Origin of the sequence: Paenibacillus sp. SYP-B3998, assembly GCF_010820665.1 — a bacterium.
Taxonomy (GTDB): domain Bacteria; phylum Bacillota; class Bacilli; order Paenibacillales; family NBRC-103111; genus Paenibacillus_E.
In genome coordinates this window covers 130361-149756 of the sequence record NZ_JAAIKC010000006.1, presented here as the reverse complement: position 1 = coordinate 149756, position 19396 = coordinate 130361, and the positions used below count along the sequence as shown (strand labels likewise).

The following is a 19396-nucleotide window of genomic DNA, read 5'->3' as shown; positions in this document are numbered from 1 at the left end:
AAATGTAGGCTTTTTTGCATTTGCTCAACCAACAACCTATCGGTAGTCTGAGGTCGAAATTGGTGAACGCGTAAGTGCGGTCATTCTAGAACAATAGTATTTCTATTTAGAAAAAGAAGTTTTATGTAGGTTGGATTTGGATTTATATAATAGTATACGAAAGTTGTTCATAAGTTGTTCAGAAACTGTTCAGCTTCACGCTCTAAAATACAAGATGTGCCTTCTTGGTAAATATAAGCAATTCGAATCAACGAAGGGGAGGAGTGGGATTGGGGTTTGGGAGGAACGACGCTTCTGATCAAGCCAATAGGGAGAAAAAATGTACAACAGAGTCAATTTCATACTTCTATTCTTTTAATCAGATTAGATTTTGAAGGTAGAAAAGAGAAGACTCTTCATAATCTGGATGTTTCAAGGGCTCCGTTAGTTCGGAGAATGTGAAATATCCACTCATGTAATGATTGGAATTATGAAATTGACTTCATTCATGATGAATTAGGAATGGAGGCACTAAACACAATGTTGAAGAAAAAAACAAGTAGTTTGTTGATTGCGCTTTTGGTTTTCATGCAGAGCTTGTATGGATTCAGTTTTTTGACGCCAGCGAATGCAGCTACTACGATTTCAGGTAATATCATCGATAGCGTGTACATGGCTGTATACAATAATGCGGGTCAAGTTGTTACAGGTAACGTGTATGAGCAGGGTTCCAAAGTACAATTGGATTATACGTGGTCTCTGCCAAATAATCATGGATACCATAATGGTGATGTATTTACATTTACATTGCCACAAGAGTTTTTACTTTTTAATAACATAAGTGGACCTCTTGTGATTGATGATGAGGATGTAGGAACATTTAGTGTTAATGTAGCTAATCATCAAGTGCTCATGACTTTTAATAACTACATCGAAAGCCATAATAATGTACACGGCATCCTGACTTTCAAGACGGAATTCGATAAAACCAAGATTATAGGCAGCACGAAGCAAATCATCAAAATTCCGATTAACAGCGGTGAACAAGTTTTCACCCTTAATTTCAAACCGAATGTGACTTCAACAATTGGCAAGAGCGGCGTGCCTCAGGGCTTTAATGCCAAAAACATCGATTGGACCGTTGACGTGAACAAAGCGCTAGATTCCGTTCAGAACGCGGTCGTAACGGACCCGATTCCTAGCGGACTATCAGTTCCAGTTACCGTTGCGGTGTATGATCTAGATGTTAATTTGAATGGAACAGTGAACCAGGGCGCGTTGGTTGATCCTAGTAAGTATGCCGTGGAAACGACGGGTAATGTTCTTAAAGTCAGCTTTAATGACAGTCCTATTGTAACTGCCTACCGTATTCAATTTACGACACCAGTCACTGACGTTGACAAAGTATCTTTTGTCAACAAGGCAACGTTTGAAGGTGGCAACAAAGCTCCTGTTGACGCTTCTGCAACCGTCTCAGTGCAGCATGGAAGTGCTTTGGATAAAACGTCAACAGCGTATGATCCAAGTACACAGACCATAGAATGGGCAATTAAATACAATTATAATGAGAAAACAATTGCACAGGCAGCAGCTGTATTGACAGATTTGTTCAATGATTCCCAAGAATTAGTTGCAGGATCTGTTCATGTGTTTCCGGTTACGTTGGACTCCGCCGGTGTTGAAACCTTAGGCAGTGAATTGTCTAATAGTCAGTATACGGTGAGTACGGCATCCGCTCCTAACCAAAAGGGATTCAAGCTGCAGTTCGGCAATACGATTTCTTCAGCTTACAAAATTACGTACCAAACGAAGGCGAATAATCGTGTTATTAACGATGAAACCATAACAAACAAGATTACTTCTGGTAGCAGTAATACTGGTACTGGCACTCAAGTTATTAATCAAGTAGTAATTGTCAAGAGTGTGGGTGCAGCAGATTACCAAGCCAAAACGGTTGCGTGGAAGATTGCCATTAATGGTGATAGCAAACAGATGAGTAATGTTGTATTGACGGATACGTTCCCGAATAAAGGCCTTCATTTTATACCTAGTTCTTTGGTCGTAAATGAAGGGAGTGCGCCAATGAGTACGTCAGACTACTCAGTGGACAACACGACTCCGATTGATCAAGGGTTTAAAATAACTTTCAATAAGACGCTTACCGGGCCCGTTACGATCAGCTACAAGACGGAATTCAATAATGATTGGATTGTTACAGCTGGCATAACGAATTTCGATAATAGCGCTAAGATCGATTGGACCGAGGGCTCTCCCGCTGGGAAAACGGACTCTGCAACCTTTGTTCCAAGGAACGAAGTGAAGAATAACGGTTTCAAAAGTGGATCCTATAATGCTGTTTCCAAACAACTTACTTGGACAGTAGGAGTCAACTACAACAGCAAAACTCTTGCAGGTGCATTAGTAGAGGATGTACTGGAGTCCAATCAGAAATTGGTCGACAACTCACTTGTTTTACGTAACATGAACATTCCAGCTAACGGCGATCCGTCACAAGGTTCAGTAGTTGATAATACCTACTATAACTACACAGTAACCAGTGATAATAAGTTGGTTGTGAAGTTCCTGAAACCAATTTCTGCTCCCTACTATATTGTCTTTAATACAAGCCTTGAAGGCAAACTTATTGATAATAAAGTAAACAATACGGCTAAATTATTGGACGGAGTTAATCCAGTGTCTAATCATTTAACGGCTTCCGTTAACATTCCTCAAGGCGGAGAATATGTGAATAAAAAGGGCACGCAAAGTGGAGACAAGATTGACTGGACGATTAATATTAATCGCGGACAATCTACGGTATCGGGTGCGAAAATCGTGGATACACCGACAGGTAATCAACTCTTACTGCCAAATACGTTCCATCTGTTTGCGACAACAGTTGCTACTAACGGAAATGTGTCCAAGGGATCAGAATTGATTAAAGGCACGGATTTCACGTTGGAAATCAAAACGGATGATAATGGCAAGCAAACCTTTGAATTAAATTTCCTTAAAGAGATTGATACGGCTTACATTTTGGAGTACCAGTCATTGATTGTTGCCAACAACGGCGACACCGTTTCGAATAAAGTCAGCTTTAGTGGCAGCAATGTGACTACTGTGACTAAAGATACGGTTGAGGACGTTATTGTTGGTGTCTCTAGTGGATCTGGTACAGGTAGCGGTGTCAGAGGCTCATTGACCGTTAAAAAAGTCGATTCAGCGGATAGTGCTTTGCTGCTTAGCGGAGCAACCTTCGAATTGTACCGTAAAACAGGTTCAACGAAGCTGCTTATTAACACACTGACCACGGATTCAACGGGTACGGTCGTATTCAAGAAGTTATTGGCTGGAGACTACGTTGTGAAAGAAACATCGGCTCCATCTGGTTATGTGCTTGATTCAAACGAACGTTCAGTAACGATCAATTCGACTGCAGGCTTTAATCTGAATGTAACCAACTTTAAGGTGGTGACACCGTCACCGACACCATCAGTGACACCACCGGTGACACCGTCACCATCGCCATCAGTGACACCGTCACCATCGCCATCAGTGACACCGTCACCATCACCATCAGTGACGCCAGCGCCGACGTCGACACCAAGTGAAACAACGTCGCCATCAACATCGCCGACGCCAAGCGCAACACCATCGCCATCAACATCGCCGACGCCAAGCGCGACACCGTCGCCATCAACATCGCCGACGCCAAGTGCAACACCAGCGCCATCAACATCGCCGACGCCGAGCGCAACACCTGCGCCATCAACGTCGCCGACGCCAACCCCATCTGGGGAGCAAAAAACGACGGACCAGGATACGCCTATTGAAGGTGACATTGATGTGCCACTTGGAGGCATTCCGTCCATCAGCAAGCAACCGGAGAATGGAAAGGCAACAATTGATCCGGATGGCCGTTGGACATATACGCCGAACCCTGGCTATGTTGGTAAAGATAAAATCATCATCGTTGTAAAAGATAAGGACGGAAATGAAACAGAAACTTTTGTTGATATCGACGTCCAAGAAATACCACTAGGCACTACTTCTGTGAAAGAAGCGCCACAACAAACGCTTCCGAAAACAGGGGAAACCAGTCATTTGTACATTCAATTAACAGGTTTCGCCTTAATCCTTCTAGGAGTGATCCTGAGAAAGAGATTATGGAAGAGTAAATAAGTGAGCAGTTTTTTCTAAAAAGCAGTCTGTCGGGAATATGCCGGCAGGCTATTTTTTGATTTTATTGGCTTTCAACGAAAAGTTATCGCGGCAAACTATATATTCCGTTAATCTAGTTCTAATCATAGTTTAATGTTGCAGCCTTATCATGAAAATAAAGGGGTGACGGTGATGACATCTTCTTTCTTTAATGAATGGTTGGATGAATATAATGACTTCATGACACTTTATAGGATTTTTGGGGATGAGGAATATCGTGAGGATGCTAAAGAGGTTCTCAATAGCTTAGCGGCCATGGTAGTAAGAGCTGAACAATACCAAAAAACGGTGCAAAAGATTATGAGTAATCGCGTTCATGCTTTTTGACGGTCGGGTACAAAAAAACTGCCTTCTTAAAAAGGCAGTCGTGAGCGGAAACTATAAAGGTCGAATGAATTCTACTTCTGGCAGTCGGGAAGGGTCCTTTTTATTAATATGATCATAGAACATCACCCCATTCAGATGATCTAGCTCGTGTTGGATGACGACTGCTGCATAGCCTTTTAATTTGAGTGTAAAAGGTATGCCTTCCGGGGTAAATGCATGAATCGTCACTCGCTCATAGCGAGGCACATACCCTTTAACAACACGATCAACTGACAGACATCCTTCTCCCTCTTCAAGATACACCATGGCAGAGGAGTGACTGGTGATCTTGGGATTACAGAAAATATAGGCGAACTGTTTATCCTGTTCATCCGTGAAATATACGGCAAATACTTGTTTATCCCAACCAATCTGGTTAGCTGCCAAGCCGACGCCTTCCCGCAGATCATATTTTTCTGCCATTCGTTTATCTTGAGAATTTTTCAAGAAAATCAGCAGACTTTCAGCACGTTTAAAATCTTCGTCCGATAAGGGAAATTGTACAGGCTTCGTTTTCTTTCGTAAGATCGGATCGCCTTCCCGTACAATATCCTTCATCGTTATGAAGGAGGAATTGACTTTTCTCATTGTAATTCTAAGCCACCTTTATTAACAGTTATATCGATGATCGACCTAAATTATAAAAAATGTTCGGTTTTACGTCAATATAAATGCTGCATGGCAGGGAAATTCACGCTTCTATTTTTTCTGCAAAACGAATGCTCTCGCTTGCCTTCTTTCGTCCTAAACGATTTGTTCCAACTACCCCAGCTATGATCAGTACCGAGCCAATCAGATGATACACAGTAACCTCTTCTCCGAGGAACATAGCTCCGGCCGCCATGGAGACGATCGTAGATAAATTAGTGAATACGCTCATTTTGGAAGCTTCCATTTTGGACAAGATGTAGTTAGCTGTTAGGGCTGTGACGAGTGAAGACACGATGCCAAGGAAGAGAATGGACACGATAAAGGTGCCGCTGGCGAGTGGTGCGAAAAAGCGGTCGAGCGTTCCAGAAGTCGCATGATCGGTGAGCGAGACGACCAGAAAAACGACGAATCCGATTCCTAGCATAAAATAAGTGATCTCCGCAGGACTAAATTGTTTCGAAAGCGAACGAGCCAAAACGCTGTATCCGGCAAAAGCTACGCAAGTTAGGAACAACATGAAGATGCCCGTCATATTCGACAAATTGATACTGCTTCCCTTCATGATAAAAATGAAAACAACACCGAAAACCGACAAGAAGATCGAAAGCTTCTGCAAGATCGTTGTGGCTTCTTTCAAGAATATGGAAGCAAGCAGCATCGTTACGACAGGCGTGAACGCATATAGAATGCCTCCTTCAGCAGAGGTGGCGTGTTGCAGCCCAAACGTCTGGAGCGTAAAGAACCCCAGTGGGTACATGCTTGCCAACAGCAAAGCTTTATATAAAGGCTTGCCGCGGAAATTAAGCTTAACCCACCCGAATGCCACTGGGATTGACAAGACTATAAACGAAGCGGCAAAACGGTAGGTCAGCGTGTCGAGCGGCTGGGCATTTTGGAGCGCCATCTTCGTAAACAAAAACGAAAATCCGATAATTACAGCATTCAGTATGGCAAAAAAATAGGCTAACTTCAAACCTTTTGAGTTCATAATAACATCTACCTCTTTTCAATAATCGGGAGCACATTCGCTAACGCCTCATCCGTTATATTAAAGGTATGTCAGAACACAGATCCAAACAATGGCTAATTGGATGAATTGTACCGATACAGTTGGCAAAGATCAAATATGATGAAATAATAGAAAACGGAAACAGCGTCATTATAAATAGATTTTAGATTTTGTCTGCATCTAGGTGAGTCTAAACGGGGGAATGCAGGATGAAAAAATATTTTTCGATTTTATCCGATATGGAACAACAAATTAGGGAGGGACATCTGAGATCCGGCCAGAAGCTTCCTTCCGTTCGAAGCGCTGCCGAGTTCTATGGATGCAGCGTCAGCACGATCACACGAGCGTACGCAGAATTGGAGAAACGTCACGCCATTTACTCAGTCCCGCAAAGCGGCTTTTACGTTGTTGAGAAGCCAGGAGACTGGCTGACTAAGACAGATAGTAAAACGATCGATTTTACCTCTGCGTCGCCAGATTTGCACTTGTTTCCCTATTTGGATTTCCAACATTGTTTGAATAAAGCGATTGATACATACAAGTACGACCTGTTTACTTATGGTGATTCACAAGGGCTGGGAACGCTGCGTCAAACGCTGGTTTCCCATTTGGCGAGTGATCAAGTGTTCGCGAAATCCGAACGGATTATCGTTACATCAGGCGTCCAGCAAGCGCTGGAAATTTTAGCAAAAATGCCGTTTCCTAACGGGAAGGAGACGGTATTGGTGGAACAGCCGAGTTACGATATTTATTTGCGGTTTTTGGAAGCGGCAGGAGTACCCGTTCAGGGGGTTGCTCGCACAGCGCAGGGGATTGATTTACTTGAGCTGGAGGAGAAGTTTAGAAGCTGTGAAATCAAATTTTTTTACACCATGTCCAGATATCACAATCCACTGGGTACTTCGTACAACGCGGATGAAAGGAAGGCGATCGCCAAGATGGCAGCTAAGTACGATGTATATATCGTCGAGGACGATTATATGGCTGACTTGGGCGTAGAGCGACATTTCGATCCGATATATACGTATGACCGGACCTCGCATGTGGTGTATTTAAAGAGCTTCTCGAAAATCATTTTTCCTGGTTTGCGCTTAGGTGTTGCTGTTTTGCCGGAACGGCTGATAAAGACTTTTAATACCTATAAAACCTATGGTGATTCCTCGCTTTTGTCTCAGGCTGCTCTTGAAGTATATATCAAAAACGGCATGTATGAGCGGCATAAGATCAAAATAGGCAGCCAATACACGGCAAGGATTCGCGCATTGAATGAGGCTGTGGAACGACACAACAGTGCCGGAACGCTTGAAGTGGCGAGTGTTAGCTCAGGTGTTTACGTGCAGTTTAAGCTGCCGCGAACAGTGAATTTGGATCGTTTGACTAAGCGGCTTGCAGCGAGGGATGTTAACGTCGTGTCCAGTAAACCGTTTTATTTATTGGACTACCCGGAGCGTGAGAAGTTTTTGCGGATCAGCATTTCTCGGGCCCAGTCTGCACAGATTGATGACGGGGTTAAGGCAATCGTGGAGGAAGTGACGCGGGGGAGCAGATGGTAAACTGCGAGTGTAAGCCGTGGTTCCCCCATCCACTGCCTTCCAAATTAATTATCACAGGATAGGCCGATGTTTTCTGCTGGCACATGCGCTATACGACGAGTTGCTGTTATGCTATTTCCAGTATATTTCACAACAATGAAAATCTCTCTTTCTGCATGAAATCATTTGAAATGTCCAAAATATCACAGAGTGCTCAAATCCAAACATCAGGGAGAAGATATCATGAAAAAGCAGTTTCTCAAGTTGACCGTATTAAGTATATGTCTAACATTGAGTTTGACCCCACTAAGGGTTGGGGCAACAGAAGAAAAGCAAGTGCTTGCTGAGAAGAATAAGCCATGTATAAGTTTATCGATGACACAGCTTAAAGGGGATCTAAGGAAGCTTTGGGTAGATCATGTGGTATGGACTAAAAACTACATCGTAAGCGCCGTTTCAAGTTCCGATGATCAAGACAAAGTGCTGGCAAGGCTTTTGAAAAATCAACAGGATATTGGAAATGCAATTAAGCCCTATTATGGTGATGCTGCAGGCAATAAACTGGCTGAACTTCTGAAAGAGCATATTCTAATTGCTGGAAAAATAGTGACAGCAGCAAAAAGTGATAATCAGGCAGAGGTAGAAACTTATAATAAAGAGTGGTATAGAAATGCAGATGACATTGCTCAATTTCTTAGTCAGGCAAATCCAAATTGGTCTAATAATCAATTAAAGGACCTATTGCACACCCATTTACAATTCGTGACGGATGATCTCACCGCAAGGCTCAAAAAAATTGGGATGCGGAGATCAACGCTTTCGACAAAGGCGAGGAACATATGATCATGCTTTCGGATGTTCTTACAGATGGGATTATCAAACAATTTCCCAAGCAGTTTAAATAAAATCAAGGCTATTCCACTGCGCTATCATCAAGGATACTTGCTATGAACGCATGATGATAGTGCAGTGGAATAAATTCCCTAACACTGCTCTATGGCTGGATTGCTTGACGCTTACAAATTTATATTTACAGATTCCTGTGGAAGCAGTAATATGAAATAACAAACTTGTACACAAGTATACATGTAGACGTAAAGAGGTGAGCCATATGAAGCTAGGTATGATAGGTCTTGGTAAAATGGGTTTTAATCTGGTGCAAAATTTACTGCTCCAACAGCATCAAGTGGTTGTTTATGATGTTAATCCTGAGCCAGGAAAGAAGCTAGAGCAGCTAGGCGCGGTATCTACTATGGCCATAGAAGAGCTAGTTTCAAAGCTAGCGACTCCTCGGGTTGTCTGGATGATGGTTCCGGCGGGTAACATTGTGGATCATGTCATTGATACCCTTATTCCGCTATTGGATCAAGGAGATATCGTCATTGATGGGGGTAACTCCCACTATAAACAATCCATTGCTCGCGCGGAGAAGTTGAGAGAGAGCGGCATCCAGTTTTTCGATGTTGGAACGTCAGGTGGCACAGAAGGTGCGGCTAACGGAGGCTGCTTTATGGTCGGCGGCGATAAAGCAGCTTTTGCAACTATTGAGCCATTATTTCAAGGAATAGCTGTCGATAAAGGTTATTTATATGCTGGTAATCATGGCAGCGGTCATTTTCTGAAAATGGTCCACAATGGTATTGAATACGGGATGATGCAGTCCATCGCCGAAGGATTCGAGCTGTTGTCCAAAAGTCAATTTGATTTCAACTATGAAGAAGTTGCCCGGGTATGGTCAAATGGCTCTGTTGTTAGAGGTTGGTTGATGGAACTTACCGAACGAGCATTTTCAAAAGATCCAAAATTGGAAGGCATTCGAGGCGTAATGAAAAGTTCTGGCGAAGGCAAATGGACGGTTGAGACGGCGCTTGATTTGGAAGTAAGTACCCCTATTATTGCAATGTCCCTGCTAATGAGATATCGTTCGCTTGAAGATGATACCTTTCATGGCAAAGTTGTTGCAGCCTTGCGCAATGAATTTGGCGGCCATGCGGTTGTCCGGAATGAGTAATACAAAGCAATTCTTCTCATAGAATCGTTCGGTGAATATGTGCTAAAATCAATACTATCTATCACATTGAATAATCCGAATTTGGTTTATATAGGAGAGTTGAGTCATGAAGAGTTATCCTTCTGCCTGGTTGCAAGGAGTCTCCCTTGGGGAAACGATTGCCTGCGAATTAAGGCTGCAAATTATTAATGGAACGTTCAAACCAGGTGAGGTCATATCTGAGAATCGGGTTGCTGCTGACTTCGGTACCAGCAGATCCCCGGTGAGAGAAGCATTGAAAACGTTATCTAACGAGGGACTCATTCGTTTGGAGAGGATGGGAGCTATTGTTATCGGATTAAGCTTGCAGGACGTTGAGGAGCTTTATGATGTTCGGTATTTAATCGAGAGCTTCGCACAGCAGCGTCTGGCAGCCGGAAGCCATTCATCGTTGATCAATAATTTGAAGCAAAACATAGATAAAATGGAATTATCCGTTAAGCATAATGATATTGTAGAGTTTTCATACCTAGACTTTTGCTTTCATGAGGCTATTATTGTAGAAGCCAAGCATGCGAGAATCTTGCATTTGTGGAAAAGTATTCGCCATATTGTACTGACGGTGATGCTAATTACAACCGAAGAAGTGTTCTCAGAGGGAGAACATAAGCTCATTACAGTTATCGATAAACATCGAGTGATTGTAGAGGCGCTGGAGTCAAAGGATGTAACGGTTATTCAAAGAGTGGTTAGGGAATATTTTGCAGATTCAAACAAAACGCTACATAGTAGTTTACCTTAAAAATCGTGCTAATTCCCGCAATCATTAAGTTTCGAAATTCTTGTCGACAAGTATACAATGCAAAGAAAATAAGCTAGTTAAAGCGATCCAAAATGGGAATGCTGTGACAGTGAATATTACCGAAGGTAAAAAAAAAGGAGAAGTTCTGGATGAACACTATTTTTGGCCTTAGTCATAATGTAACGTTGATCTTGTGGGCGTTAATTTCCATTGTTTTTCTAATTGTGCTAATCGCAAAATATAAATGGAATCCCTTCGTAACGTTACTCATCTCTTCTTTGTTTTTAGGATTTCTAGCGGGCATGAAGCCTGCGGATGTTATTAAAGCGGTTACAGGTGGACTTGGAGGTACATTAGGAACGATAGCTATTGTTATTGGTTTAGGTACGATGCTTGGTAAAATGATGGCAGAGTCCGGGGGCGCAGAGCAAATCGCTACAACGCTTGTCGATAAATTTGGCGAGAAGCGAGTTCACTGGGCGATGATGATTGTGGGATTTATTGTTGGAATCCCGGTATTTTTTGAGGTTGGGGTTATTTTGCTAATTCCAATTGTGTTCATCGTCGCGCGAAAAACGAAAATGTCGTTGCTGCAAATAGGTATTCCCGTTTTGGCGGGACTTTCAACGGTTCATGGGCTCGTCCCGCCTCATCCAGCGCCTATGATTGCAATTGACGCATACAAAGCTAATTTAGGCAAAACAATCTTGTATTCCATCCTTGTTGGGTTACCTACTGCGATTATTGCAGGGCCTCTTTTTGGAAAATTTATTGGCAAGCGAATCTTAGTAGAGCCGCCGGCCAATTTGGCTGAGCAATTCGCGTCGAAGGAAAATCGTGAGCTCCCGGGATTTGGAATTACATTGTTTACGATTTTATTACCCGTCATTTTAATGTTAATTGGATCTGTTGCAAACATCATCGACCCCAAAGCAACGAGCGGCTTAACACAGTTCTGCGCATTCATTGGGCACGAAATAATTGCGCTTTTAATTGCAGTCGTTTTCTCCTTCTTTTCTCTTGGCTTTGCCAGAGGCTTTAAGAAAGAAGAGGTGTCCCGTTTTGCAAGCGAGTGTTTGGCACCGACAGCTACGATCATCCTGATCATTGGCGGCGGCGGAGCTTTTAAGCAAGTTTTAATTAATAGTGGTGTTGGTGGAGCAATCGCTGCGATTGCTACAGAGGCTCACGTGAATATTATTTTATTCGCTTGGTTTGTGGCTGCCCTGATACGTGTAGCAACGGGCTCGGCAACCGTTGCAATGACAACAGCGGCTGGTATCGTGGCTCCTGTGCTCGCATTGAATCCTAATGCGAATATCGAGCTGGTTGTTTTAGCTACAGGTGCAGGTTCGCTTGTTCTTTCGCATGTGAATGATGCAGGGTTCTGGATGGTTAAGGAATTTTTTAATATGAGCGTACCGCAAACCCTGAAATCATGGACGGTAATGGAAACGATTCTATCTGTTGTTGGATTGATTTTCATTCTTCTCCTCAGCTTGGTGGTTTAGGAGAACAATTCTCAAGGAAAGAAGGTGCATCCATTGAGCCAGCCTATGTATATGATTGGCGTTGATATTGGAACAACGAGCACGAAAGCTGTTCTTTTTGAAGAAAACGGGAAGGTTGTGACGAAGGCCGACGAGGGTTATCCTTTATACACACCAACTTCGTCTGTTGCGGAACAGGACCCTGACCAAATCTTTCGGGCCGTTGTTCAAACGGTGAAGCGCGTTATGGTTCAGAGTGGAGCTAGGCAGGAACAAATAATGTTCGTCTCGTTTAGCTCTGCCATGCACAGTGTCATCGTTGTTGATAATGAGGGTAAGCCGCTCACACGATGCATAACTTGGGGAGACAACCGAAGTGCCGCTTGGGCTGAGCGTTTAAAGCGCGATATGAACGGACATGCCATTTACTTGCGAACAGGAACACCGATTCATCCAATGTCTCCGCTGCCCAAATTAATGTGGCTTCGCCATGATCATGCGTATCTGTTTCAAAGGGCAAGCAAATTCATTTCGATCAAAGAATATGTGTTCGCCAAGTTATTCAACGAGTATGTTATCGATTACTCCATTGCCTCAGCAACGGGGATGATGAATCTTGAGAAGTTGGATTGGGATGAAGAGGCTCTAGACATTGCAGGCATTACGAGAAACCAGCTATCTAAGCTTGTACCCACAACCTATGCGTTGAAAGGGTTGAATGCGGTTTTTGCGGAAGAAATGGGACTTTCAGTCTCGACTCCCTTTATTGTTGGGGCCAGCGATGGCGCGCTCTCTAATCTTGGCGTGGATGCGATTGAGCCGGGAGTTGTCGCCGCGACGATCGGTACGAGCGGCGCGATTCGAACGGTTGTCGATAAACCTGTGACCGACCCGAAGGGGAGGATTTTCTGTTATGCGTTAACAGAAAAGCATTGGGTTATCGGCGGAGCGGTCAATAACGGCGGTATGCTGCTGCGATGGGCGAGGGATGAATTTGCCGCATCGGAAGTAGAGACAGCTAAGCGCCTAGGGATCGACCCGTATGACCTGCTGATGGAAATCGTTGCTAAGGTTACGCCAGGGTCTGATGGATTGATCTTTCATCCTTATTTAACAGGCGAACGTGCACCGCTATGGAATTCCAATGCCCGAGGTTCCTTCTTCGGTCTAACGATGCATCACCAGAAGCAACACATGATACGTGCTGTTCTTGAAGGCGTGCTTTTCAACTTGTACACGGTATTGTTAGCGATGGAGGAACGTATTGGACGCCCCAAGAAGATCCAGGCGACGGGAGGGTTTGCCCGTGCCCCCTTATGGCGGCAAATGATGGCTGATATTTTTGATCAGGATGTCGTAATCCCTGAGAGTTTCGAAAGTTCATGCCTAGGCGCGGTGGTGCTTGGTTTATTTGCAATCGGCAAAATCGATTCACTTGAAAAGGTGTCTTCTATGGTTGGAGCTACGCATGAACACAAACCTATAAAAGGGAATGCTGAAATTTATCATGAGCTGCTGCCGATTTATATCCAGATTTCACGCAAGCTTGAAGAGGAATATGAGGCGATAGCTAACTTCCAACAAAAGATTTTCAGCAAATAAAGGAATGAAATTCCCAATTTTTTTCGTGATAGGTAGGGTTAATTTAGGAAGAATGGAGCATCCTAACTTTACCTACACATAGGACTGGGAGGCATAATGAGAATTTTTGTAACTGTAGTCGTGTTTTTATTGGCGTTTCAATCTGTCGCTACCGCAGCACCGAATAAAAAGGATCGGGCCTATTATGAGAATCGCGGAGAAGTGGTCTGGGAAATAATGACCGATGAGAAGGTGATTGCCTTAACTTTTGATGATGGACCTCATCCTGTGTACACGGCTCAGATTCTTGATCTACTTAAACAGTATGAGGCGAAAGCGACCTTTTTTGTCGTTGGCAACAAAGTGAAGATGAACCCAGACCTGCTCAAGCGAGAAGTTAATGAAGGTCACGAGCTTGCAAATCACACCTATAGTCATGCCTATTTGAGCAGAAAAAATAATTTAAAAAAAGAGATTAACAAAGCGGAAGAAATTATTTATGAGACAACCGGTCGCCGCTGTCAACTATTTCGTCCTCCTGGCGGTTTCTATAATGAAAATCTTGTAGCAATGGTGAAACAAGAAGGCTATAAGATGATTATGTGGACTTGGCAGTTGGATACGAAAGATTGGAACACACCAGGGGTAGATAAAATTGTGAACCGCGTTTTAAAAAATTCGAGAAACGGGAACATTGTTTTATTTCATGATTACGTCGAAGGCCCTACACAGACTATTGATGCTTTAAAGTTAATTTTACCGGAATTAAAAAACAGGGGATTTAAATTTGTTACCGTCTCAGAGCTGTTAAACTATAAAAAAGCGATTCCTGCCAAAGTTAGATGACCGATGATCTAACCATGTATTAGGAACAAAAGTAGTATGAAAGAGAAGGAGCCACGAATGCAGCTCCTTCTCTTTTTAGTTCGTTCAGGATCGTTTTTTTTGTAGGCTTCAGTCACTCCCTACATTTACCAATGGTTTTTAGCGAACAATCCGTCTTGTTCTAGAGTCAAATAAAATAAACACCTAAATTACGTAAACATATAGAAACGAAGGAGCACTTTATGAAAAAAAGGCTGAGATCGCTAATTCGCTGGTATTCATGTATGGATCAACTCGAGACTTATACGGCAGCTGTATGGTTGAAATGGAAAAAACGCTTGAACCCCGTAACGAACAAAATCGGTTTTGGTATTTATTTTTACAAGGACATCACCATAAATTTAAACCGCTTGAACAAAGAGATGCTGGTAATCGCCGCGGATTGCGTCACACTTTCGCACTTCAACAAGCCTACATTTCCTAGCTTTATATCGGTTGCCGATGGGATATACGCGACGATGTTTTCCAAGGTGCCTAATCATATTATTAGACGGATTATTTCTTTGGTCATTGCGCTACCAGGCTATAAAGCGCTGCAATCGGCATCCCGTTCGTATGGGTATAAATGTGAGCTTCACTACAACCAGGGAAAAGCATTTTTTGGTTCGCTACAAATTCATTTTAAGAAAATGCAAAACGAGCTCTCATCTCCTAGTTATGCAGCCATCCCAGTTATAGGAGGGACAGATTAAGAAAGATATTTGTCGTAGAGCGAACAGGATCAATGCTCTGATTTACTACTTGTTTGACTGTTTTTAATCCGCAAGCTGGCAAGGAGGCTTACAAGAATTAATACAAACTGAAAAGTCATGGCGCCAATAATGCCAATTTCCATCGACAAACCGGTTGCTTGACTAATGGCGATAATTGCGCCGCCAATGCCGATGACAACACCAGGTGTAAACGAATCTGCAAATTGCAAGTTAGCTGAAACTTTCCCAGCCCCTTCTTCATCCGAACTTGTGAACGCAACTGCTCCGCTTGTTGGATGAGCTAACCCGATTCCGATGCCTGTTATCATTTGACCGATTACGGCAATAACTAGATTGACCGCTGGAACCCAGATGAGCATGGCAATTCCAATAGCGATCAGCAGCACACCGATTGAAATCCGTTTATAGCGTCCCTGTCCTTTATCGTGAGTATCCCAGTAAGATTGCACATAGGTAGCAGCACACCAACTAAGTGCCGCGCTTGCCACAATTAATCCAGCTACATCTGGAGCTACTCCTTTTATCTCCGTCAAGGCAAGCACCAAAAAGTTCTGCGTGCTCACATAAGCGGCGAAAAATAGCCCGCGGGAAGCTAAGACTGAAGGCAGCCCCTTCCGTAAAGCTAGCGTACCTGAAGGCAGCAGCTTGCGAAGGGGTTGCACCATTAGAAGTAAACCCAAAACTAATAAAATGATCCCCATTGGTTTAGGCAGCATGCCAAGGCCACTCAAAAATAGTCCCGTACCTATGGCTAATAAGATAGCGAGCCAAGTGGCCCCAAACCCTGTTCCGCCTCCGCGCGTATCAGGTGTTTTTAATTTTCTGAATACAGGCAGGCTGAGGAGGGCTGCTAGAAGCAAGAATGGCAAGACTCCCCAAAATATGAAGCGCCAAGACAGTTGTTGTGCAATTACCCCAGCCACGTAAGGCCCGATCATCGAAGGCAAAACGTAGGCGGTGCCAAAGGCACCCAATATTTTGGTGCGAAGTTCATCGGGGTAGCTTAACGATATGGCTGTATATACGCAAGTCATCATTGCTCCTGCACCCAAGCCCTGTAAGGCACGTGATCCAATTAAAACGTACATGTGGCTCGAAAGCGCTGCAACGATCAATCCTGTTGCAAACAGAAGAAGAGCAACGGTAAAAGCTAAAGCAGGTCCATTGCGGTCAATTTGCCGACCGACGACCAATGTGCCAATAATTTGTGCAAGTAGATATGCGCTGAATATCCAGCCATAGAGGCTGATACCGTTTAAATCGTTTGCTATGGACGGAGCGACTGTAGTTACGGCTAATCCTTCAAACCCGACGGCCATAACGGCTAGTATGATGCCGATGGATAGGGCCATGTATTTCGGACCAAATATACTTTGAGCTTTGGACATGTTTCTTTGCCTCCTCTATTTCTATGTATTTTATGTAAACTGGGTATGTATCCGGATACTTAGTAAACATAAATCTTTATAATGTACAATGTACGGATCTTGGTTGACTTTGTCAAGGTTTTTCTTTACTATGTTGGTAATAGTCTGTGTATACTTTCTTATTAGAAATGAAGGTGTCGGCGAATGAAGAAAAAAGAAACGCAAGGAAAAGAAGTCCATGCTGAAAGAACAAGCAGAGCCATCGTGAAGCTATTGAAGCAAGAAGGTTCCATGGATGCCCTCCAGCTAGCCAAGCTGCTAGGCGTGTCTGGTATGGCCGTAAGGCAGCACCTCTATCAATTAGAGGATCAAAAGCTCGTGAGCTTTGACGAGGAACCAAGAGCGATGGGGCGCCCTGCGAAAATGTGGAAATTGACCTCAGAGGCTAACCGACTTTTCCCTGACGGACATGCCGAACTTACCGTTCATTTAATTGAATCCGTGAGGGAGGCTTTTGGCGAAGAGGGTTTAGAGAAGCTCTTGGAAATTCGAAATCGAAAAATGGTGATCGAATATCAGCTTAAAGCTCCAGCGAGTCTTCCCTTAGATGAGAAGCTTGAAGCCTTGGCACAGAAACGCACGAGCGAAGGGTATATGGCAGAGGCTATCGAAAATCCAGATGGCACCTTTTATTTTATAGAAAAGCATTGTCCTATCTGTGAAGCAGCAGCGTCATGTTCAGGCATTTGCAGCAAAGAGCTAAGCATGTTACAGCAAGTCCTCGGAATAGGCATAGAAGTGATAAGGAGCGAGCATCTGCTAGCAGGTGGAAACCGATGTGTGTATACGATTAAAACCGTACACTAGTGTTGATGATATAGAGATACTGTTACCAGGATACGGTAATAGGATTTAAAAGATTGAGAAAGAGTTACTTTGCTGCCACTTAGCAGAGTGCTCTTTTTTTAATTCAACTAAAAGTGAAGCAAGGGAAGCAATACGTAGACCATTGACAAATTTAGTTGTCTTATATATAGTTGTCTTAACAACTAACATGACCCGGGGGGGGATAAGCATGTCCACAAAAGCTAATGGTCTGGAATATTCGATAGGTTTCAATATGAGTGTGACGTATCGCAAATTATCTAACGTTTTGCAACAGCGGCTAAAGGAATATGAGATTACAACCGAGCAGTGGTCTGTTCTTTATCAGATCGCCAATACGGACGGGTTAATCCAGAAGGAAATTGCTGAACGCTCAGCTAAAGATAAACCGACAACGACCCGAATTCTCGATCAATTGGAGGGAAAGGGCTGTGTTTATAAGAAAATGGGGGACACTGATCGACGTTCTTTCTTGGTTTATATCACCGACAAAGGCAGATCATTAATCGAGAAGACGATCCCGATTGAACAACAAGTTATTACGGAGGTCAAAGCGTGCATGTCAGACGATGAATACAGTCTGTTGATGGAGCTTCTTTCGAGAATCAACAATCACATGAGCGAACTGACAGATAGAGAGTAGGAGAAAACACCATGAGCAATCAGGAACAACACTTGAAACTATGGACGAGAGCGTTTATTTGTTTGACGATTTGCTCGTTCCTTTTGTTTTTGAATTTACAAATGCTGCTTTCTTCATTTCCGGCTTATGTGAAAGATAAATTTCTTGCCGGTGATTTGACGGTTAGTTTAGTAACGAGTGTGTTCGCGATTTCTGCGATTGCAACTCGTTTTTTGACTGCTGTATTGATCCGAAAGGTGCACAGGCATATCATTTTATTTATTGGCCTAGCGATTGCCACTATTTTCACAGCCATTTACGTATGGGCAGATTCAATAGGATCGCTGCTTCTGATGCGGGTTGGTTATGGCATCGGGTTCGGAATGGTGAGTACGATTATACCTACTTTTGTCTCGCAAATTATTCCTGGTAATAGGTTAGGGGAAGGTATCGGCTATTTTGGCCTTTCTACTAGCCTTGCTATGTCCATGGGCCCAATGATTGGTTTAAACGTGACGAAGCACTTTGGCTTCGGCTCCCTCGCCATGATAGGTACGGTAACCGTACTCTTCATTTTCCCGGTTATTTTGCTTTCCCGTTCCATTCCGCCTGGTCTTAAAAAACAGGCTGCCGCAGGGGGAGTTCCTTCACCAAAACAGCCTTTCAATAAGAAATTATTGTTTCCGGCATTGTTGAACGTATGCTTATCGGTCACTTATAGCGGCCTGCTCAGCTTCATTGCTCTATTCGGAGAGTCTGTTCACTTGGCGCAAGTTGGGTTGTTTTTCTTGTTTAATGCTTTCACCATTATTATTATACGGCCTATTTCGGGTAAATTATTCGATAGTAAGGGGCATGCGGCTGTTCTTATACCAGCGGCGATTAGTGTGTTTACGAGCTTGCTTATTCTCTCTTATGCCACCTCCATGCCGATGCTTATCTTATCGGCGCTGCTTTATGGACTTGGCTTCGGAGCCATTCAACCTACGATTCAAGCTTGGATGCTCCGCACGACGCCGAAGGAACAGCACGGCATGGCCAACAGCATGTTCTATAACTCTACGGACCTTGGCGTAGCCGTTGGCGCTTTAATGCTAGGGGCTATCTCATCTGCTTCGGGGTACGGGATGATGTATAGGTATTCGTCCTTATTCATGATCTTGTTCCTTGTTGTGTATGTTTTCGTTGAGTTTTTCAACGTTAGAAAACAGGCGGAGATCCCCAATGTTCCGACCATGTAAAATTGGAAAGTCCACGCTGCTTAAAGGATCTACGTCTGAAGCTGCTAAGATTATCCAGCTTG

15 protein-coding genes and 1 pseudogene are annotated in these 19396 nt (G+C 43.4%); 13 read left to right on the top strand and 3 right to left on the bottom strand.

Annotated elements, in window-relative coordinates:
* Positions 1 to 519 precede the first annotated feature (519 nt).
* Both GK047_RS17170 and GK047_RS17165 read left to right on the top strand, forming a co-directional pair.
* Positions 520 to 4161 carry a collagen binding domain-containing protein gene (locus GK047_RS17170; RefSeq protein ID WP_163949253.1) on the top strand — a complete coding sequence of 1214 codons (3642 nt, stop codon included), beginning with the start codon at positions 520 to 522 and terminating at the stop codon, positions 4159 to 4161.
* A 171-nt stretch (positions 4162 to 4332) separates the two neighbouring features.
* The gene (locus tag GK047_RS17165; RefSeq protein ID WP_163949250.1) at positions 4333 to 4527 is read left to right on the top strand and encodes a hypothetical protein; all 195 of its coding nucleotides are present in this window, start codon (positions 4333 to 4335) and stop codon (positions 4525 to 4527) included.
* A 51-nt stretch (positions 4528 to 4578) separates the two neighbouring features.
* Here GK047_RS17165 and def read toward each other — a convergent pair whose 3' ends face one another.
* Together def and GK047_RS17155 are read right to left on the bottom strand one after the other, a co-directional pair.
* Positions 4579 to 5154 carry a peptide deformylase gene (gene def, locus GK047_RS17160; protein WP_163949247.1) on the bottom strand — a complete coding sequence of 192 codons (576 nt, stop codon included), beginning with the start codon at positions 5152 to 5154 and terminating at the stop codon, positions 4579 to 4581.
* Positions 5155 to 5257: 103 nt separating this feature from the next.
* Positions 5258 to 6205, bottom strand: a complete 948-nt coding sequence (locus tag GK047_RS17155) for a DMT family transporter (protein WP_163949244.1) — start codon at positions 6203 to 6205, stop codon at positions 5258 to 5260.
* A gap of 230 nt (positions 6206 to 6435) precedes the next feature.
* On the opposite strand from GK047_RS17155, the gene GK047_RS17150 reads away from it, so the two are divergent.
* From GK047_RS17150 to GK047_RS17115, 8 genes and pseudogenes are all read left to right on the top strand, one after another.
* Positions 6436 to 7779 (top strand): aminotransferase-like domain-containing protein, encoded by a 1344-nt coding sequence (locus GK047_RS17150; RefSeq protein ID WP_163949241.1) that lies wholly within the window; start codon positions 6436 to 6438, stop codon positions 7777 to 7779.
* A gap of 222 nt (positions 7780 to 8001) precedes the next feature.
* A pseudogene (locus GK047_RS17145) lies at positions 8002 to 8663 on the top strand (glycosyltransferase).
* A gap of 206 nt (positions 8664 to 8869) precedes the next feature.
* Entirely contained in the window at positions 8870 to 9769 is a 900-nt protein-coding gene (gene gnd / locus GK047_RS17140; protein WP_163949238.1) for a phosphogluconate dehydrogenase (NAD(+)-dependent, decarboxylating), read from the top strand.
* Positions 9770 to 9875: 106 nt separating this feature from the next.
* Positions 9876 to 10550 (top strand): GntR family transcriptional regulator, encoded by a 675-nt coding sequence (locus tag GK047_RS17135; RefSeq protein WP_163949234.1) that lies wholly within the window; start codon positions 9876 to 9878, stop codon positions 10548 to 10550.
* 149 nt (positions 10551 to 10699) lie between these two features.
* Entirely contained in the window at positions 10700 to 12061 is a 1362-nt protein-coding gene (locus GK047_RS17130) for a GntP family permease (RefSeq protein ID WP_163949231.1), read from the top strand.
* 33 nt (positions 12062 to 12094) lie between these two features.
* Positions 12095 to 13642 carry a gluconokinase gene (gntK, locus tag GK047_RS17125; protein ID WP_205516837.1) on the top strand — a complete coding sequence of 516 codons (1548 nt, stop codon included), beginning with the start codon at positions 12095 to 12097 and terminating at the stop codon, positions 13640 to 13642.
* A gap of 96 nt (positions 13643 to 13738) precedes the next feature.
* The gene (locus GK047_RS17120) at positions 13739 to 14467 is read left to right on the top strand and encodes a polysaccharide deacetylase family protein (RefSeq protein WP_163949229.1); all 729 of its coding nucleotides are present in this window, start codon (positions 13739 to 13741) and stop codon (positions 14465 to 14467) included.
* Between the two features lie 263 nt (positions 14468 to 14730).
* Entirely contained in the window at positions 14731 to 15198 is a 468-nt protein-coding gene (locus GK047_RS17115; RefSeq protein ID WP_163949227.1) for a hypothetical protein, read from the top strand.
* A 29-nt stretch (positions 15199 to 15227) separates the two neighbouring features.
* On the opposite strand, the gene GK047_RS17110 is transcribed toward GK047_RS17115, so the two are convergent.
* Positions 15228 to 16607, bottom strand: coding sequence for an MFS transporter (locus tag GK047_RS17110; protein WP_163949224.1), 1380 nt, complete (start codon positions 16605 to 16607; stop codon positions 15228 to 15230).
* Between the two features lie 183 nt (positions 16608 to 16790).
* Here GK047_RS17110 and GK047_RS17105 point away from each other — a divergent pair, with 183 nt between their 5' ends.
* From GK047_RS17105 to GK047_RS17095, 3 genes are all read left to right on the top strand, one after another.
* Positions 16791 to 17453 (top strand): helix-turn-helix transcriptional regulator, encoded by a 663-nt coding sequence (locus GK047_RS17105; RefSeq protein WP_163949221.1) that lies wholly within the window; start codon positions 16791 to 16793, stop codon positions 17451 to 17453.
* A gap of 208 nt (positions 17454 to 17661) precedes the next feature.
* A complete protein-coding gene (locus tag GK047_RS17100; RefSeq protein WP_163949219.1) occupies positions 17662 to 18114 on the top strand; it encodes a MarR family winged helix-turn-helix transcriptional regulator in 453 nt (150 codons plus the stop codon).
* 11 nt (positions 18115 to 18125) lie between these two features.
* Positions 18126 to 19334: an MFS transporter gene (locus GK047_RS17095; RefSeq protein WP_163949216.1), complete on the top strand. Its 1209-nt coding sequence runs from the start codon at positions 18126 to 18128 to the stop codon at positions 19332 to 19334.
* Positions 19335 to 19396 lie beyond the last annotated feature (62 nt).

Excerpts from the sequence above, each read along its gene's own strand:
- GK047_RS17170 (WP_163949253.1), top strand. The coding sequence starts at position 520 with ATGTTGAAGAAAAAAACAAGTAGTTTGTTGATTGCGCTTTTGGTTTTC.
- gnd (WP_163949238.1), top strand. The coding sequence starts at position 8,870 with ATGAAGCTAGGTATGATAGGTCTTGGTAAAATGGGTTTTAATCTGGTG.
- GK047_RS17120 (WP_163949229.1), top strand. The coding sequence starts at position 13,739 with ATGAGAATTTTTGTAACTGTAGTCGTGTTTTTATTGGCGTTTCAATCT.
- GK047_RS17115 (WP_163949227.1), top strand. The coding sequence starts at position 14,731 with ATGGATCAACTCGAGACTTATACGGCAGCTGTATGGTTGAAATGGAAA.
- GK047_RS17165 (WP_163949250.1), top strand. The coding sequence starts at position 4,333 with ATGACATCTTCTTTCTTTAATGAATGGTTGGATGAATATAATGACTTC.
- GK047_RS17110 (WP_163949224.1), bottom strand. The coding sequence starts at position 16,607 with ATGTCCAAAGCTCAAAGTATATTTGGTCCGAAATACATGGCCCTATCC.
- GK047_RS17150 (WP_163949241.1), top strand. The coding sequence starts at position 6,436 with ATGAAAAAATATTTTTCGATTTTATCCGATATGGAACAACAAATTAGG.
- GK047_RS17135 (WP_163949234.1), top strand. The coding sequence starts at position 9,876 with ATGAAGAGTTATCCTTCTGCCTGGTTGCAAGGAGTCTCCCTTGGGGAA.
- def (WP_163949247.1), bottom strand. The coding sequence starts at position 5,154 with ATGAGAAAAGTCAATTCCTCCTTCATAACGATGAAGGATATTGTACGG.
- GK047_RS17095 (WP_163949216.1), top strand. The coding sequence starts at position 18,126 with ATGAGCAATCAGGAACAACACTTGAAACTATGGACGAGAGCGTTTATT.
- GK047_RS17130 (WP_163949231.1), top strand. The coding sequence starts at position 10,700 with ATGAACACTATTTTTGGCCTTAGTCATAATGTAACGTTGATCTTGTGG.
- GK047_RS17100 (WP_163949219.1), top strand. The coding sequence starts at position 17,662 with ATGTCCACAAAAGCTAATGGTCTGGAATATTCGATAGGTTTCAATATG.
- GK047_RS17105 (WP_163949221.1), top strand. The coding sequence starts at position 16,791 with ATGAAGAAAAAAGAAACGCAAGGAAAAGAAGTCCATGCTGAAAGAACA.
- GK047_RS17155 (WP_163949244.1), bottom strand. The coding sequence starts at position 6,205 with ATGAACTCAAAAGGTTTGAAGTTAGCCTATTTTTTTGCCATACTGAAT.